The sequence below is a fragment of the Variovorax sp. 679 genome (assembly GCF_003952185.1).
Classification (GTDB): Bacteria; Pseudomonadota; Gammaproteobacteria; order Burkholderiales; family Burkholderiaceae_C; genus Variovorax.
Map to the genome: position 1 here is coordinate 355,179 of NZ_RXFS01000003.1, position 15,203 is coordinate 370,381.

Genomic DNA, 15,203 nt, shown 5'->3' on the forward strand with positions numbered 1-15,203 from the left:
ACCATGGACCTGTACTGCGTCATGGGCAACCCGGTCGAGCACAGCCGCTCGCCCCGCATCCACGCCCGCTTCGCCGAGCTTTGCGGCCAGCAGATGGACTACGGCCGCCGGCTGATTCCTCTCGGCGCGTTCGCCGAAGGCATCTCGGCCTTCCGCAACGAAGCCGCCGAACGCGGCGACACAGCTCGCGGCTGCAACATCACGGTGCCCTTCAAGTTCGAGGCCGCCGCGCTGGCGCAGCACACCAGCGAGCGCGCCCGGCTCGCGCAGGCGGTGAACACGCTGCGATTCGATGCCAACGGCGGCATCCACGCCGACAACACCGACGGCATCGGGCTGGTCAACGACATCGTGCGCAACGCGGCCGTGCCGCTGCAGGGCAAGGCGCTGCTGCTGATCGGCGCGGGTGGCGCGGCGGCCGGCGTGCTGGGCCCGCTGCTCGATGCGGGCGCCTCGCGCGTCGTGGTGGCGAACCGTACCGTGGACAAGGCCGTCGAGCTGGTGCGCCGGCATGCGGCCATCGCGCTGCGCCACGGCGCCTCGCTCGAAGCCTGGGCGCTCGACGAAGTGCCGGGCGCCTTCGACGTGGTGGTCAACGCCACCGCCTCCAGCCTCGCGGGCGATGCGGTGCCGGTGAAGGCCAGCGTGCTGCGCGAAGGCGGGCTCGCGGTCGACATGATGTACGGCCCGGCCGCGGCGGGCTTCATGGCCTGGGCCGAGGCGCACGGCGCGGTCGCGCGCGACGGACTCGGCATGCTGGTCGAGCAGGCGGCCGAATCCTTCGAGATCTGGCGCGGCGTGCGCCCCCCCTCCGCACAGGTGCTGGCCGAAATCCGAGCCGAACTGAAATGAAGGCCGTGCTGCGCCTCGTCGCCTGCCTCGCGGTGGCGGGCGTGGCACTCCAGCTTTTCTTCGTGGTGCGCATCGCGGCGATGGCCGTGGTCGATCCGCAGAGCACCGCGTTCCAGCGCTCCGAGGCTTTCCAGATCGCCGTGCACCAGGGCCGCGACGGCGGCTGGCGCCAGGAGTGGGTGCCCTACTCGCAGATCAGCGACACGCTCAAGCGCGCCGTCATCGCAAGCGAGGATGCCGGCTTCGTCGACCACAACGGCGTGGAGTGGGAAGCCATCGAGCGCGCGCGCCAGCGCAACGCCAAGGCCGAGGAACTCGCCGCGAAGCGGGCCGCGCGTGCGGTGGCGCGCGGCAGGCCGGTAAAGCCCGTGCAGCTGCGCGGCGGCTCCACCATCACGCAGCAGCTCGCGAAGAACCTGCTGCTGTCGGGCGAGCGCACCATGCTGCGCAAGGGGCAGGAGCTGGTGCTCGCCACGCTGCTCGAAGTGCTGCTCGACAAGCGCCGCATCCTGGAGATCTACCTCAACAACGTCGAGTGGGGCGAAGGCGTGTTCGGCGCCGAGGCGGCCTCGCAACATTACTTCCGCAAGCCGGCTTCGCGCCTGGGCACCGGCGAGGCGGCGCGCCTCGCGGTGATGCTGCCCAGCCCCAAGTTCTTCGAGCGCCGGACCGGCTCGCCCTATCTGAGCGGGCGTGCTTCCACGGTCATGGCGCGGATGCCTGCGGCCGAGCTGCCCTGAAGATGGCCGCGCCGCGCAGGCCCTCGATGGCCAGCACGGCCGCGAAGCCGATCGTGTAGGCCAGCACATCCCACCAGTCGGCCGTGCTGCCGAGCACGATGCGCAGGGCGCGGTTCGGAATGTGCAGGTGCCACGCCGCCGCGAGGTACTGGCCGAGCTCGACGACGAGGCCCACGCCTAGCGCAGCCAGCGCCAGCGGCAGCACGCGCGCACCGATGACCGTCTTGAACACGAAGTACACCCACACCACGGCCAGCACGTCGCCGAAGAAGCTGCGCAGCCAGCCCCAGCGCGCGCCGACGGTGGCCAGCAGCAGGAGGACGAGAAACAGGGCCACGGCCCAGGCCAGAGAAAGAGGATCGAAACGCCATCGCATGGCCCGTATCATCGCGCCCATATGCTGGCAAAGCTCACGGGTTGGTTGCTTCTTGGGATCGTCCGCTTGCTCACGGGCGCGCAGGCGCGCTGGTATGGCTGTCCGCCGAAGGCCGAGCAGCGCATCTATTTCGCCAATCACCAGAGCCACGCCGACCTGGTGATGATCTGGGCGGCGCTGCCCGAAGAGTTGCGCAGCATCACGCGGCCGATTGCCGCGCGCGACTACTGGGCCAACACGCCAGTCAAGCGCTGGATCACGACGGAGGTGTTCAACGCGGTCTACGTGGAGCGGCAGGCAACGCCCGCCCCGGCGGCACCTGCCGCAGCAGCAGCGCCCGCGATGGCCGAGGCACCGCCACCGCCGCCCGCCGTACGCGCAGCCGTTCCCCCACTGGCCGAGCGCATCGAGCCCTCGATGGAACCGCTGCTGCCCCTCACCTCGTACGAGCCGCCCGCCGAAACCGTACCCGGCGCACAAGGCCGGCTCGACCTGCCCGAGCCCCCTGCTCCACCGCCCGCGCCGCCACCCGAGCCACCTCCGCCCCCGGCGGAACCCGAGCCCGCCCCCGTCGCGGCGGCTCCCGCCGTCGATCCGCTCGCCCCGCTCGTCGAGGCCCTGCGCAGCGGCGACTCGATCATCATCTTCCCCGAGGGCACGCGCGGCCATACCGGCGAGCCGCAAAAATTCAAGTCGGGCCTCTACACGCTGGCCACGATGTTCCCCGAGGTGGTGCTGGTGCCCGCATGGATCGACAACGTGCAGCGCGTGATGCCCAAGGGCGAGATCGTGCCCGTGCCCATCCTCTGCTCCGTCACCTTCGGCGCGCCGATCCGCGTCGAGGAAAGCGAGGAGCGCCGTCCCTTCCTCGACCGGGCGCGCGCCGCCGTGATCGCCTTGCGCGACGTCTGACGACGACATGAACGAATTCCTGCGCAGCCTCAGCCCGACCCAGCAGGTCGCGGCGCTCTTTCTCATCGTCTTCGGCGTGCTCGCGATCGTGAGCGCCACAGCCTTCTTCCTGAGCTTCAGGGAAAAGCGCAACCCGGTGCACGACGCCGCCTGGCAGGCCGAGCTCGCGCACTTCCGCGCCCTGCTGAGCACCACCTGGTTCATGGTGCTGGTCTTCTGGATCGGCTGGGCGCTCGGCGAGACCGTGGCCACCGTGCTGTTCGCGCTGATCTCCTTCTTCGCGCTGCGCGAGTTCATCACGCTCTCGCCCACGCGGCGCGGCGACCACCGCAGCCTGATCCTCGCCTTCTTCGTGGTGCTGCCGATCCAGTTCTGGCTGGTGGCCACGGCGCGCTTCGACCTGTTCACCGTGTTCATCCCGGTCTACGTGTTCCTCGCGATCCCGGTGACGAGCGCGCTGGCCAACGACCCGAGCCAGTTCCTGGAGCGCAACGCCAAGCTGCAGTGGGGCATCATGGTCTGCGTCTACGGCATGAGCCACGTGCCGGCACTGCTGCTGCTGAGCTTTCCGGGCTACGAGGGCAAGAGCGCGTTCCTCGTGTTCTTCCTGGTGTTCGTGGTGCAGACCTCGGTGCTGGTGCAGCACCTGATCTCGCGGCGCATGCAACGCACGCCCTTCGCGCCCAACGTGAGCCGCAGCTTCAACTGGACCAGCTGGGCCATCGGCATCGCGGTGGCGAGCCTGGTGGGTGCGCTGTTCTCGTTCATCACGCCTTTCAAGTTCGGGCAGGCGCTCGCGGTGTCGGTCATCGCGTGCATCTCGGGGTCGATGGGGCACCTTGTGATGAAGGCGCTCAAGCGCGACCGGGGCATTCCGAACTGGGGCCAGAAGGGCGTGGGCGTCACGGGTGCGAATGGTCTGCTGGACCGCGTCGATGCGCTGTGCTTCGCGGCCCCGATCTTCTTCCACTCCATCCGCTGGTACTTCAACGCATGAGACTGGCTCACCCCCAGGCTTCGCGCACTTCGTGTCGCTACGCCACCCCCCTTGCAGGGGGCAATACCTACGGCCCGGCAGAGCCGGTTCCGCGGGGGCCGGAGCTCACCCCCAGGCTTCGCGCACTTCGTGTCGCTACGCCACCCCCCTTGCAGGGGGCAATACCTACGGCCCGGCAGAGCCGGTTCCGCGGTATTCCCTTGAAGAGACACTGACGCGCCGTGCGCTGATTCAGGCCTTGCGGCGCACCACCCGGCCGAAGACTTCCTTCGCCTTGCGCCCGAGGGCCCTGGCCTTCAAGGCCTGCAGCTCGCGCGCCAGGCGTGCGCGCTGCTCGGCCGACAGCGCAGTGCCGAAGCGGCCCAGCGCGGCTTCTAGCGCCGCGCGTTGCGCCTCCACGCGCCCCTGCCGGCCTTCGGCCTCGGCCAGCCATTCGCAGGCATTGGCGACGCGCTCTCGCAGCGCGGCATCGCCCGAATCGCCGAAGCGCGCGATGAGCGCGCGGTAGGCCTTGACCTGCCCGGCCGGGTCGCCGAGCTTGTCGAGCGCCTTGGCCTTGTTGATCATCGACTTGGCTGCCCAGAGCTGCAGCGTGCCCTCCCTCGCGCCGGTCGTGCGCGCGATGGCCTCGTCGTAGCAGGCCACCGCCGCCTCGAGCTGGCTGGTCTGGCGCAGCGTGGCCCCTTTGCGGAACAGCGCGCCGACCACGCGCCCGCGCAGGTCGGGCAGCTCGGAGTTGCCCCAGCGCGCGACGATCTCGTCATGCACGCGCATCTCGTCGTCGTGCCGGCCGAGGCGGTCGAGCGCGGTGCTCTTGTATTGCAGGCACAGCGCGACGGTCTCCTGCATCTCGGTCGAAGGGTCGGCGCCGTAGCGCGCGTCCATCGCGTCGGAGGCTGCGATCACTTCGTCGAAGCGCTCGAGCGCGACCAGGCAGAAGGCCTTGTGGACCAGCGCCCGCGCGCACTGGCGACGCAGTTCCGGATGCGGCGATGCCGCGTGTGCTGCCAGCACTTCATCGAACAGCGCGATGGCCTCGCGCGACTCGCCGGCATCGCCGAGACCGCGGCCCTGCTTGACCTTGTCGCGCACCTCGTCGCGCAGTTCACGCGGCAGCTCCGGCAGGTTGCCTGCGGCGTCGGCCTTGCGCAGCCGCTTCAGGCAGGCCTGGCAACCTGCGGTGGCCTTGGCCAGCGTGTCCTGCAGCTCGGGCGCAGGCGCGCCCTGGAGCTGGCGCGCGAGTTGCCGATACACGGTAAACGCATCCTCCGCGCGGCCCAGCCGTTCGAGCAGCACGAAGCCCTTGTTGAGCAGCGCGCTCGCGACGGTGCGATGCACCACGGCGTCGGTGTCCGCGCCGAAGGTGGCGAGCAGCCGGTCGCAGGCGGCCAGCGCGGCCTCGCCGTCTTCCTGCTCGCGCAGGCCCACCGACCAGTCGTAGGCACGGCGTACGGCCATGCGGCGCACCTGCGGCGACGCATCGTGGCCATAGCGGTCGAGCAGCCAGCCGACCAGCTCGGCGCGGTTTGCATGCTCGTCGATGCCGAAGCCGTCGAAGAACAGCGTCAGCGCCCGCACGCCCTCAATGCGCAGCTCGGGCGCCGCATGAGCGAGATCGGACTCGATCTGGTCGGCCACTGCGAGGCACATGACCTGCGCCTGCGCATGCTGTGCGAGCTCTCGCAGATTCAGCACCGAGGCCAGACGCGCACGCGCCACGCGCAGCACCACGCCGGGGTCGGTGCTCCCGTCGAAGCGCTCGATGGCCGCCTCCAGCGTGGCCAGAGCTTCCTGCGGCAGGCCGCGGTGATGCTCGACCTCGGCCTTGAGCAGCCGCGCTTCCACGCGCCACGTGTCGAGCGCGGCATCGGGCTGGCTGTCGAGCAGCTCGCTCATGGCATCGCAGGCTTCGCAGCGCGCGGCGGGCTCGTCGATCCACCAGGTGCGCTGGTACAGCGCATGGGCGATGTGCTCGCGGATCTCCGGCTCGGCGCGCTGGCCATGCGCCGCGACCAGGCGGTCGAGCGTGGCGAGCGCGTCGGCGGGACGATGCATCTGGCGCAGCATGTGCGCCAGCAGGCGCAGCGCCTGGCAGCAGGGCACGACCACGCCGGCATCGGGTATCGCCGCGAACTCGTCGAGCATCCGGGCGCAGGCGGCCAACGCCTCGTTGCGGCGGCCCATGTCGTCAAGCAGCTCGATGCGGCGGAAGCTCGCGGCCGCGCGTTCGGCGGGATGCTGCCGCAGGCGTGCGATCAAGGCTTGCACCTCGTCCAGTTGCTGCTGCGCGGAGGACTCGACTACATTCACATTCGCTTCCTTGCATGGTGCGCCTCGCGCGAGGCGGGGCGGGCGGTACGGACCGGGGCGCATTCTGCACACGATCAGCCGGCTTTCAGCCCCCTCTTCGCAACTCTTTTGACATTCTTTTCCCCGGCTTAGGCCTTTACGTTTCCTTTCATGCGCATTCTCGGCATCGACCCCGGCTTGCAGACCACCGGCTTCGGCGTGGTCGACGCGGACGGCCATGCGCTGCGCTACGTGGCCAGCGGCACCATCAGTACCCGGCACCTGGGCACCGGCAACCTGCCGGCGCGGCTGAAGGTGCTGTTCGACGGCATCGCGGAAATCACCGCGCGCTACCAGCCCGATGCGTCGGCGGTAGAAATCATCTTCGTCAACGTCAACCCGCAGTCGACGCTGCTGCTGGGGCAGGCGCGCGGTGCGTGCGTGACCGCACTGGTCAGCAACAACCTCTCGGTGGCCGAGTACACGGCACTGCAGATGAAGAAGGCGGTGGCCGGACATGGCCAGGCCGCCAAGGCGCAGGTCCAGGAGATGGTGCGGCGGCTGCTCGACCTCCCCGGCCTGCCGGGCGCCGACGCGGCGGATGCACTGGGCATCGCCATCACGCACGCGCAGGTGGGACGCTCGATGGCGCGGCTCGCGGAAGCGGCCGAACTGTCGAAAACCCACGCCGGAACCTACCGGCAAGGGCGTTCGCGCTGAACTGAAGGCTCGTCAGCGCACGATGTAGCGCAGTTCGCCGAGCCGCTTGCGGCGCTCGCGCACTTCGGCGGCCACCGATGCGGCGTCGCCTTCCAGGGCCCGCGCGATCCAGCCGGCCAGCTGCGGCATGTCGTCGGGCGCGAAGCCCAGTCGCACGATCTCGGGCACGCCGAGGCGCAGGCCGTTGATGTCGCCCTCCACCGGCGCGATCGGCAGGCCGATGCCGCAAGCCAGCAGGCCGCCTTGCGCGAGCTTCTTCGCCGCACGCTGCCCACCGCCCCAGCGAGCCGCCTCGACCGCCAGCTGATGCGACTGCGTGAAGCCGCGCGCCTTCGCGAACACCGGCAGCCCCTCCGCGTCGAGCGCGCGTGCCAGTGCCTGTGCCGTCTCGCGCATCGCGGCCGCATAGGCGACGCCGTGCACCTTCCAGTCGAGCAAACCGCGAGCCAGCGCAGCCGTGCGGCCCGCATCCGAATTGGCCGTGAGGCCGGGGTAGGCGATGGCGTCGATGCGCTCCATCAGCGCCGCATCGTTCGACACGATCAACCCGCCGGCCGGGCCGCCAAGGCTCTTGTAGGTGCTCATCGTGATCGCATGCGCGCCCTGCTCCAGCGGCTGCGGCCACGCCTTGCCCGCCACCATGCCCGAGAGATGCGCCGCGTCGAAGAGCAGCTTCGCTCCCACGCTGTCGGCGATCTCGCGGATCGCGGGCACCGGATGCGGGAACAGGTTCAGGCTGCCACCGATGGTGATGAGCTTCGGCTTCGCCTCGCGCACCAGCTTCGCCAGCGCGGTCACGTCGACCGTGTAGCCGTCGGCATCCACCGGCGCGGAAACCGGCTTCAGGCCATAGAGCCCCGCCGCGCCCGCCGCATGGTGCGTGACATGACCGCCGATGCTGGGCGGCGGCACGACGATGGTGTCGCCGGGCTGGCAGGTGGCCATGAACACGTACAGGTTCGACAGCGCGCCGGAGCTCACGCGCACTTCGGCGAACTTCGCGCCGAACACCTCGGCCGCCAGCTCGGCCGCGACGACCTCGATGCGCTCGATGGCTTCGAGCCCCATCTCGTACTTGTCGCCGGGATAGCCGAGCGACGGGCGTGAGCCCAGTCCGCGCGACAGCAGCGCCTCGGCGGCAGGGTTCATCACGTTGGTGGCGGGGTTGAGGTTCAGGCCGTCGACGTCGTGGATGCGGTGGTTGTCGACCACCAGCCTCTCGATCTCGGCGGCGACGCCTGCCGCATCGCGCGCGGCGGCATCGGCGGCGATGGCAAGCACGTGGTCTTCGCTGGCGGCGGGAACCCAGGGGCGGCGTTGCAGGGCGGCGGCAGGCATGCGGTGGATCTCGCTGGAAGTGATGGGTGGAGGCATCGTCGCCTGCCTCCGCCAGCCGGGCAAACCGGATAATCTGGGCCCGGGCCATAGAAAAACTTGGCCTGAAGGATCGCCCCCATGCCGCTCGCACCGCCGCGTCCCCGCCTTCCGCCGCATACGGCCGTGCGCGCCTTCGAGGCTGCGGCCCGCCACGGCAGCTTCGCGCGTGCGGCCGAAGAGCTTTTCGTGACGCCGGCCGCCGTCGCGCAGCAGATCAAGGCGCTGGAGACCTGGGCCGGCGGCGCCTTGTTCGAGCGGCACAGCCAGGGCATCCGCCTCAGCGCGCACGGCCGGCGCGCATTGCCGGCCCTCAGCGCGGCCGTCGACCAACTCGGACTGGCCGTGCAGGCGCTGCGCCACGAAACCCAGACCGCCGCGCGCCGCAGCACGCTGCAGGTGGCCGCGCTACCGGCCGTCGCGCAGCTGTGGCTGTCGCCCCGGCTCTCGCGTCTGAAGGCGGAGTTGCCTGGCGTCCAGGTGTCGGTGACCGCGCTGGAGCAGCCGCCGAACTTCCGCCGCGAGCCCTTCGACCTGGGCCTCTTCTATGCGCGGGCAGGCGAGCGCATCGAGACTGCCGCGGGCGCGCAGGCAATCCCGCTCGCACGCGACCGGCTGCTGCCCGTGTGCAGCCCGCGCCTGCAGCAGCCGCTGCCCAGCGGCCGACCTCGCCCGCTCGATGATCTGGCGGACTTGCTCGCACGCTGCGGCGGCCTGCACGACACAGTGTGGCGCGACGATTGGCAACGCTGGCTGCAGGCTGTTCGTCCCGGCGTCACGACGGCCGAAGCCGAGGCAATGGCCGCCGGGCCGGACTTCTCGCTCTACAGCCTCGCCCTGCAGGCTGCGCTCGACGGCGAAGGCGTGCTCATGGGACGCGAGCGTCTCGTAGCGCCGCTGCTGGCTCAGGGCAAGTTGCACGCACCCTGGGGGCGGCCGAAGGCGCTGGGAGACACGGTCATGCTGCTGGTGCCGGCGCATCGCAAGGGCCCGCTGCTGGCGCGGCAGGTGCAAGCCTTGCAGGCGCTGACCGAAAACTGAAACACAAGCGCCGGACACTTCCGCGCCGAGCCTCCCCATTTGTAGGGAGGCCACCGCGCGGGCGCGGTGACAGACTTCGCGTCGGCGTCAACAACATCGGGAGCGAACCATGGCAGGAGAAGATCACGGTGGAGGAACGCCCGCGCCTTCGTCGCGGGTGGAGAGGGTCACGAAATGGGCCAGCGGCGCTTCCGCGCTGATCGCCGTGCTTGCGGCGGCGCTTGGCCTCTACTGGCAATACAAGGCCGAGAATTCGAAGAGGGCCGCCGAGGATGCCCAGCACCGCGCCGCCGCTTCGGCGCAGGCGAACGAGGCACTGCGCATCGAATTCGAACGCAAGCGGGTCGACATCTCACTCGACGAAACGCGCTTCAAGCGCGACCAGTACGTCTACGAGAAGGTGGTCGAAGTGCTCCAGATGGAAGAGAAGGCGCCCGGCCGGCATCGCCGCGAGCAGGCGGCCTTCGCGCTCATCAACTCGGTGGCGTCGGAAGAGCTGGCGGGCCGGCTCTTTCCGATCGTGGCGCTGTCTTTCGCCGATCCGGTGCTGCGCGCCGAGGCAGGCAAAGTCGGGGAGTTCGCGCAGGAGCAGAAAGCCATCGAAGTCAACCGCAGCGCTGTAGCGGCGACAAAACCGCCAGCCAACTCTTCATCGGGGAAATTCGCCGGCTTCCGGGTCGACATCCTGTACTGCACGAGCGAGCGCGACACGGAAGTCCGCAAGCGCAACGAAGGGCCTGCGCGCGATCTGCTCGGCAAGCTGAAGGCCGCGCGCAGCGACGTCACCTGGCGGTTGCGCGAATTTCCCGAGGCGAGCAATGCCGTTCCCGGCTACCTGATCCGCGGCGTACAGGTCCGCTACAACCCGCGGGACAACGAGACGGAGGCTGCCCAGGCGCTGCGACAGTTGGTGGTGGAGAACGTTCCGAAGAACTTCGACGAAGTGACGTTGCGCGAAGTCTCGCAGCGCACACCGTCCTACCTGAGCCTCTTCATCTGCCGGCAGGAGGCGGCCGGCTGAGGAAGGCTCAGGTCAGGCCACCCGCTCGGCGATCAGCACCGCGAAGAAGCCGAACGCAGCCAGCAGCGTCCACTTCAGCACGATCCAGCCGATGCGCCGGTACTTGACCTGCCCCGTGCCCGCGTAGAACGCGAAGCACACGCCGGCCACCAGCAGAAGCAGCAGGATGGCCCAGCGGAAGAGAAGCATGTGGGGCGGTGCGGCCTGTAGTGACTACCAGGCGCGGGCGACTTCGCCGAAACCGCGCGGCGCGCGCTTCTCGTCCTCGAAGGTCACGACCTCGTACGCGTCGCTGTGCGAGAGCAGTTCGCGCAGCAGCTTGTTGTTGAGCGCATGGCCCGAGCGGAATGCGGTGTACGCGGCCAGCAGCGGCTTGCCGATGATGTACAGGTCGCCCATCGCGTCGAGGATCTTGTGCTTCACGAACTCGTCGTCGTAGCGCAGGCCGCCTTCGTTCAGCACCTTGGTGTCGTCCATCACGATGGCGTTGTCGAGGCCGCCCCCGAGCGCGAGGCCCTTGCTGCGCATGTACTCGACTTCCTTCGTGAAGCCGAAGGTGCGCGCCCGTGCAATGTCGCGGCTGTACGAGTCGGTGCCCAGGTCGAACTCCACGCGCTGGCCGGTGGAGTTGACGACGCGGTGATCGAAGTCGATCTCGAAGCTCAGCTTGTAGCCGTGGTACGGCTCCAGGCTCGCCCACTTCTCGTTGGCGCCCTCGCCTTCGCGCACCTCGACCTTGCGGGTCACGCGGATGAAGCGGCGCGGCGCCTTCTGCAGCGCGATGCCCGCGCTCTGCAGCAGGAACACGAAAGAGGAAGCCGATCCGTCGAGGATCGGCACTTCGTCGGCCGTGATGTCGATGTAGAGGTTGTCAATGCCGAGGCCCGCGCAGGCCGACATGATGTGTTCGACGGTCTGCACCTTGGCGCCGCCGGTGGAGACCGTGGACGCAAGGCGCGTGTCGGTGACCGACTCGGCGGTCATGCGGATCTCGACCGGCTCGGGCAGGTCGACGCGGCGGAACACGATGCCCGTGTCGGCCGGCGCCGGACGCAGCGTCAGCTCCACGCGCTGGCCGCTGTGGAGCCCCACGCCCACGGCGCGGCTGATCGACTTGAGGGTACGTTGTTGCAGCACGGCCGGGATTTTAGGCGCGCGACGGGCGTGGCGGCCTATGCCCCTCGCTATGGCACCGATAGACATGGGTTCTATGCAATTCCTTCGAATTGGCCTGAAATGGACGCAAAGGGCACGAGGCGAGCGCAGCGCCTAGAGCCAGCAGACGTCCCTTTCGGGTCGTCCCTGTACCCCTTACGCCCTCTCGTGCCCTCTGCGTCCGGCTGGTCACTTCGCGAAACACCGAGGAACCGGCTTTGCCGGGCCTCAGGTGTTGCCCCCGGAAGGGGATTAGCGAAGCGACACGAAGTGCGCGCAGCCTGGGGGCGAGTCAGTCTGCCTGGCGGCGCAGGAAGGCCGGGATCTCGAAGTCGTCCATGCCGCCCGAAGACAGCGCGTCCACCTTCGCGGCGGCCATCGTGCGGTTGGTGCGCCACACGCTGGGAACGGCCATGCCGTCGTAGTTGGGCTGGCTGCCGCCCGTGCCGCCGGCATGACCCACGCCACCGAGCGTCGGCACGGTGAACGGGATGTTGTCGGTGCCGGTGCGGATCACTTCCAGCGTCGGCTGCTGGCGGCGTGCGTCGGCGCGCGACAGGCCGGTGGCCACCACGGTCACGCGCATCTCGTCGCCGAGGCTGTCGTCGTAGGCGGCGCCGTAGATCACATGCGCGTCCGGCGAAGCGTAGGCGCGGATGGTGTTCATCGCCAGCTTCGACTCGTTCAGCTTCAGCGAGCTCTTCGACGCCGTCACCAGCACCAGCACGCCCTTGGCGCCCGAGAGGTCGATGCCTTCGAGCAGCGGGCAGGCCACGGCCTGTTCGGCGGCGATGCGCGCGCGGTCGGGGCCGGCTGCGGCTGCGGTGCCCATCATGGCCTTGCCGGGCTCGCCCATCACGGTGCGCACGTCTTCGAAGTCGACGTTCACGCCGCCGTACTCGTTGATGATTTCCGAGATGCCGCCCACGGCGTTCTTCAGCACGTCGTTGGCTTGCGCGAAGGCTTCGTCCTGCGTCACGTCCTCGCCCAGCACGTCGAGCAGCTTCTCGTTGAGCACCACGATAAGCGAGTCGACGTTGGCTTCGAGCTCGGTCAGGCCGGCGTCGGCATTGGTCATGCGACGGCCGCCTTCCCAGTCGAAGGGCTTGGTCACCACGCCTACGGTGAGGATGCCCATTTCCTTCGCGACGCGTGCGATCACGGGTGCCGCGCCGGTGCCGGTGCCGCCGCCCATGCCGGCGGTGATGAACAGCATGTGCGCACCGTCGATGGCCGCGCGGATGTCGTCCACCGCCGCCTCGGCCGCATCACGGCCCTTCTCGGGCTTGCTGCCGGCGCCCAGGCCGCTGGTGCCGAGCTGGATGATCTTGTGCGCGTTGCTGCGCTGCAGGGCCTGTGCGTCGGTGTTCGCGCAGACGAACTGAACGCCCTGCACGCCACGCTCCATCATGTGGGCGACCGCATTGCCGCCGCCACCGCCGACACCGATCACCTTGATCTGCGTGCCCTGATTGAACTCTTCGACTTCGATCATTTCGATGGTCATTTTTAACTCCTTGAATCTTGCAGTTGCCGTTATGTGTCTATGAATACTTCTTGTGTGCTGACGGGTTCAACGATGAGCCCGTCGCGATGGTGGACCTGTTCGTCGCCATCGCTCGTTGAAATGCATGGGAGGGCTGCCACGGGCCAGCCAGAGTGGAGACTTGATCATGGCTAGAAATTCCCCACGATGAAGTCCTTGAAACGTCCGAATGCAGTCTTTACGGACCCGTTCTTCTGTGCGACCTTGAAACCACGCATGCGTGCAAAACGTGCTTCCTCGAGCAGGCCCATCACCGTCGCGGCGCGAGGCTGCGCGACCATGTCGGACAGCGCGCTCGAATACTTCGGAATGCCGCGGCGCACGGGCTTGAGGAAGATGTCCTCGCCGAGCTCGACCATGCCGGGCATCACCGCGCTGCCGCCCGTGAGCACCACGCCCGACGACAGCACCTCTTCGTAGCCCGACTCGCGCACCACCTGCTGCACCAGAGAGAAGATCTCCTCGATGCGCGGCTCGATCACGCCGGCCAGCGCCTGCTTGCTCAGCATGCGTGGGCCGCGGTCGCCGAGCCCCGGCACCTCGACCTGCGTGTCGGGGTCGGCCAGCAGCTGCTTGGCGAAGCCGTTCTCGACCTTGATGTCTTCCGCGTCCTTGGTCGGCGTGCGCAGCGCCATCGCGATGTCGCTCGTGATGAGGTCGCCCGCGATCGGGATCACCGCCGTATGGCGGATCGCGCCGTTGGTGAAGATCGCCACGTCGGTCGTGCCCGCGCCGATGTCCACCAGCACCACGCCCAGTTCGCGCTCGTCCTCGGTCAGCACCGCCTGGCTGGAGGCCAGCGGGTTCAGCATCAGCTGGTCGACCTCGAGGCCGCAGCGGCGCACGCACTTGATGATGTTCTCGGCCGCGCTCTGCGCACCGGTCACGATGTGCACCTTGGCTTCGAGCCGCATGCCGCTCATGCCGATCGGCTCCTTCACGTCCTGGCCGTCGATCACGAACTCCTGCGGCTCCACCAGCAGCAGGCGTTGGTCGCTCGAGATGTTGATGGCGCGCGCCGTCTCCACCACGCGGGCCACATCGGCGGGCGTCACTTCCTTGTCCTTCACCGCCACCATGCCGCTCGAATTGATGCCGCGGATGTGGCTGCCGGTGATGCCGGTGTAGACGCGGCTGATCTTGCAGTCGGCCATCAGCTCGGCCTCTTTCAGCGCCTGCTGGATGCTCTGCACGGTGGCGTCGATGTTCACCACCACGCCGCGCTTGAGGCCGTTGCTCGGCGCGATGCCGAGGCCGGCCAGCTTGAGCTCGCCACCGGGCAGCACCTCGGCCACGACCACCATCACCTTGGCGGTGCCGATGTCGAGTCCTACGACCAGGTCTTTGTATTCTTTGGGCATTGAAATGTCCTCGATTCCTCGGTATTCGCTACTTGATTTTTCTTGGGGCCTCGGGCGAGACCGTGGTGACGCCGCGCAGCCGCAATGCATACGCGTCGTTGTGGCGCAGGTCGGCGCCCTCGACGTCGGCCATCGTGCGGCGGTACTGGCCCGCGACCTGGGTCACGGTCTTCAGGAAGCGCTGCAGGCGGGCCGTCACCTCTTCGCTCTGGCCGCGGCCCAGCTCCAGCTCGGCGCCGCTGTCGAGCACCACCTTCCAGCTGCCACGGCTCGACAGCGTGAGCTCGTCGATGCTCAGGTCGTAGGGCTGGAACTGCGGCTGCAGCACGCGGTACATGCCCAGCACCTGGCCGGCCTGTTCGATCGGGCCGTCCAGGCGCGGCAGGTTGTCGTCCACCTCGGCCACGTTGGCCTCGAACACGTCGCCGAAGCCGTTGATGAGCTTCGAGCCCGACTCGTCGCCCCAGTTGGCCACCGGCACCTGCTCGGTCAGCGTCACGCGCAGCTTGTTCGGGAACTCGCGCCGCACCACCGCGCTGCGCACCCACGGCACCGACTCGAAGGCCGCGCGCGCACGGCCCAGGTCGATGGTGAAGAAGTTGCCCTTGAGCTGCGGCGCCACGTTGGCGCGCAGCGTGACGGCATTGTTGTGCGTGACCTCGCCGTCCACCTTGATGCCGGCGATCGGGAAGAAAGGCTGGCGCAGCACCCACCACGCGCCCGCCGCAAGCAGCATGAGCGCCACCATCACGAAGGCAATGTTCGCGACGATGTTCATGAGCTTGACGTCGAAGGGCGCTGGGATGCTGTCGGCCATGG

The 15,203-nt window shown here is 68.8% G+C and carries 15 protein-coding genes; 7 read left to right on the forward strand and 8 right to left on the reverse strand.

Annotated features, from left to right (window positions below; all coding sequences use genetic code 11):
• Positions 1 to 3 precede the first annotated feature (3 nt).
• Complete coding sequence (gene aroE, locus EJO71_RS08985) at positions 4 to 852, forward strand: shikimate dehydrogenase (RefSeq protein ID WP_125948325.1); 849 nt, start codon at positions 4 to 6, stop codon at positions 850 to 852.
• A complete protein-coding gene (locus EJO71_RS08990; protein ID WP_125948324.1) occupies positions 849 to 1,592 on the forward strand; it encodes a transglycosylase domain-containing protein in 744 nt (247 codons plus the stop codon). Before aroE ends, EJO71_RS08990 begins: the two co-directional genes overlap by 4 nt.
• Here EJO71_RS08990 and EJO71_RS08995 read toward each other — a convergent pair.
• Positions 1,558 to 1,980 (reverse strand): DUF2809 domain-containing protein, encoded by a 423-nt coding sequence (locus EJO71_RS08995; RefSeq protein WP_125948644.1) that lies wholly within the window; start codon positions 1,978 to 1,980, stop codon positions 1,558 to 1,560. The genes EJO71_RS08990 and EJO71_RS08995 overlap by 35 nt on opposite strands.
• A gap of 9 nt (positions 1,981 to 1,989) precedes the next feature.
• Between EJO71_RS08995 and EJO71_RS09000 the strand changes: the two genes are divergently transcribed.
• A complete protein-coding gene (locus EJO71_RS09000; RefSeq protein WP_125948323.1) occupies positions 1,990 to 2,880 on the forward strand; it encodes a 1-acyl-sn-glycerol-3-phosphate acyltransferase in 891 nt (296 codons plus the stop codon).
• Between the two features lie 7 nt (positions 2,881 to 2,887).
• Positions 2,888 to 3,877: a phosphatidate cytidylyltransferase gene (locus tag EJO71_RS09005; protein ID WP_125948322.1), complete on the forward strand. Its 990-nt coding sequence runs from the start codon at positions 2,888 to 2,890 to the stop codon at positions 3,875 to 3,877.
• A gap of 231 nt (positions 3,878 to 4,108) precedes the next feature.
• Here EJO71_RS09005 and EJO71_RS09010 read toward each other — a convergent pair whose 3' ends face one another.
• Positions 4,109 to 6,187 carry a tetratricopeptide repeat protein gene (locus tag EJO71_RS09010; protein WP_125948321.1) on the reverse strand — a complete coding sequence of 693 codons (2,079 nt, stop codon included), beginning with the start codon at positions 6,185 to 6,187 and terminating at the stop codon, positions 4,109 to 4,111.
• Between the two features lie 150 nt (positions 6,188 to 6,337).
• Here EJO71_RS09010 and ruvC point away from each other — a divergent pair, with 150 nt between their 5' ends.
• A complete protein-coding gene (gene ruvC, locus EJO71_RS09015; RefSeq protein WP_125948320.1) occupies positions 6,338 to 6,886 on the forward strand; it encodes a crossover junction endodeoxyribonuclease RuvC in 549 nt (182 codons plus the stop codon).
• Positions 6,887 to 6,898: 12 nt separating this feature from the next.
• Here the strand turns inward: ruvC and EJO71_RS09020 are convergent, their stop codons facing one another.
• Positions 6,899 to 8,224 carry an aminotransferase class I/II-fold pyridoxal phosphate-dependent enzyme gene (locus tag EJO71_RS09020; protein WP_125948643.1) on the reverse strand — a complete coding sequence of 442 codons (1,326 nt, stop codon included), beginning with the start codon at positions 8,222 to 8,224 and terminating at the stop codon, positions 6,899 to 6,901.
• A gap of 117 nt (positions 8,225 to 8,341) precedes the next feature.
• On the opposite strand from EJO71_RS09020, the gene EJO71_RS09025 reads away from it, so the two are divergent.
• The gene (locus EJO71_RS09025) at positions 8,342 to 9,301 is read left to right on the forward strand and encodes a LysR family transcriptional regulator (RefSeq protein ID WP_125948319.1); all 960 of its coding nucleotides are present in this window, start codon (positions 8,342 to 8,344) and stop codon (positions 9,299 to 9,301) included.
• A 205-nt stretch (positions 9,302 to 9,506) separates the two neighbouring features.
• Positions 9,507 to 10,322 carry a hypothetical protein gene (locus EJO71_RS09030; protein ID WP_164549652.1) on the forward strand — a complete coding sequence of 272 codons (816 nt, stop codon included), beginning with the start codon at positions 9,507 to 9,509 and terminating at the stop codon, positions 10,320 to 10,322.
• A gap of 12 nt (positions 10,323 to 10,334) precedes the next feature.
• On the opposite strand, the gene EJO71_RS34295 is transcribed toward EJO71_RS09030, so the two are convergent.
• The 5 genes from EJO71_RS34295 to EJO71_RS09050 form a co-directional block, all read right to left on the reverse strand.
• On the reverse strand, positions 10,335 to 10,511 hold the full coding sequence (locus tag EJO71_RS34295) for a hypothetical protein (protein ID WP_019656766.1): 177 nt from the start codon (positions 10,509 to 10,511) through the stop codon (positions 10,335 to 10,337).
• A gap of 24 nt (positions 10,512 to 10,535) precedes the next feature.
• Positions 10,536 to 11,459, reverse strand: a complete 924-nt coding sequence (gene lpxC / locus EJO71_RS09035) for a UDP-3-O-acyl-N-acetylglucosamine deacetylase (protein ID WP_171022508.1) — start codon at positions 11,457 to 11,459, stop codon at positions 10,536 to 10,538.
• 310 nt (positions 11,460 to 11,769) lie between these two features.
• The gene (ftsZ, locus tag EJO71_RS09040; protein WP_125948317.1) at positions 11,770 to 12,984 is read right to left on the reverse strand and encodes a cell division protein FtsZ; all 1,215 of its coding nucleotides are present in this window, start codon (positions 12,982 to 12,984) and stop codon (positions 11,770 to 11,772) included.
• A 170-nt stretch (positions 12,985 to 13,154) separates the two neighbouring features.
• Complete coding sequence (gene ftsA / locus EJO71_RS09045) at positions 13,155 to 14,384, reverse strand: cell division protein FtsA (RefSeq protein WP_081270183.1); 1,230 nt, start codon at positions 14,382 to 14,384, stop codon at positions 13,155 to 13,157.
• A 28-nt stretch (positions 14,385 to 14,412) separates the two neighbouring features.
• The gene (locus EJO71_RS09050) at positions 14,413 to 15,201 is read right to left on the reverse strand and encodes a cell division protein FtsQ/DivIB (protein ID WP_125948316.1); all 789 of its coding nucleotides are present in this window, start codon (positions 15,199 to 15,201) and stop codon (positions 14,413 to 14,415) included.
• Positions 15,202 to 15,203 lie beyond the last annotated feature (2 nt).

What these genes read in the sequence shown, in the direction of transcription:
- EJO71_RS09050 (WP_125948316.1), bottom strand. Translation starts at nt 15,201, where the DNA reads ATGGCCGACAGCATCCCAGCGCCCTTCGACGTCAAGCTCATGAACATC.
- aroE (WP_125948325.1), top strand. Translation starts at nt 4, where the DNA reads ATGGACCTGTACTGCGTCATGGGCAACCCGGTCGAGCACAGCCGCTCG.
- ftsZ (WP_125948317.1), bottom strand. Translation starts at nt 12,984, where the DNA reads ATGACCATCGAAATGATCGAAGTCGAAGAGTTCAATCAGGGCACGCAG.
- EJO71_RS09025 (WP_125948319.1), top strand. Translation starts at nt 8,342, where the DNA reads ATGCCGCTCGCACCGCCGCGTCCCCGCCTTCCGCCGCATACGGCCGTG.
- EJO71_RS09000 (WP_125948323.1), top strand. Translation starts at nt 1,990, where the DNA reads ATGCTGGCAAAGCTCACGGGTTGGTTGCTTCTTGGGATCGTCCGCTTG.
- EJO71_RS09020 (WP_125948643.1), bottom strand. Translation starts at nt 8,224, where the DNA reads ATGCCTGCCGCCGCCCTGCAACGCCGCCCCTGGGTTCCCGCCGCCAGC.
- ruvC (WP_125948320.1), top strand. Translation starts at nt 6,338, where the DNA reads ATGCGCATTCTCGGCATCGACCCCGGCTTGCAGACCACCGGCTTCGGC.
- ftsA (WP_081270183.1), bottom strand. Translation starts at nt 14,384, where the DNA reads ATGCCCAAAGAATACAAAGACCTGGTCGTAGGACTCGACATCGGCACC.
- EJO71_RS08990 (WP_125948324.1), top strand. Translation starts at nt 849, where the DNA reads ATGAAGGCCGTGCTGCGCCTCGTCGCCTGCCTCGCGGTGGCGGGCGTG.
- EJO71_RS08995 (WP_125948644.1), bottom strand. Translation starts at nt 1,980, where the DNA reads ATGATACGGGCCATGCGATGGCGTTTCGATCCTCTTTCTCTGGCCTGG.
- EJO71_RS09005 (WP_125948322.1), top strand. Translation starts at nt 2,888, where the DNA reads ATGAACGAATTCCTGCGCAGCCTCAGCCCGACCCAGCAGGTCGCGGCG.
- EJO71_RS34295 (WP_019656766.1), bottom strand. Translation starts at nt 10,511, where the DNA reads ATGCTTCTCTTCCGCTGGGCCATCCTGCTGCTTCTGCTGGTGGCCGGC.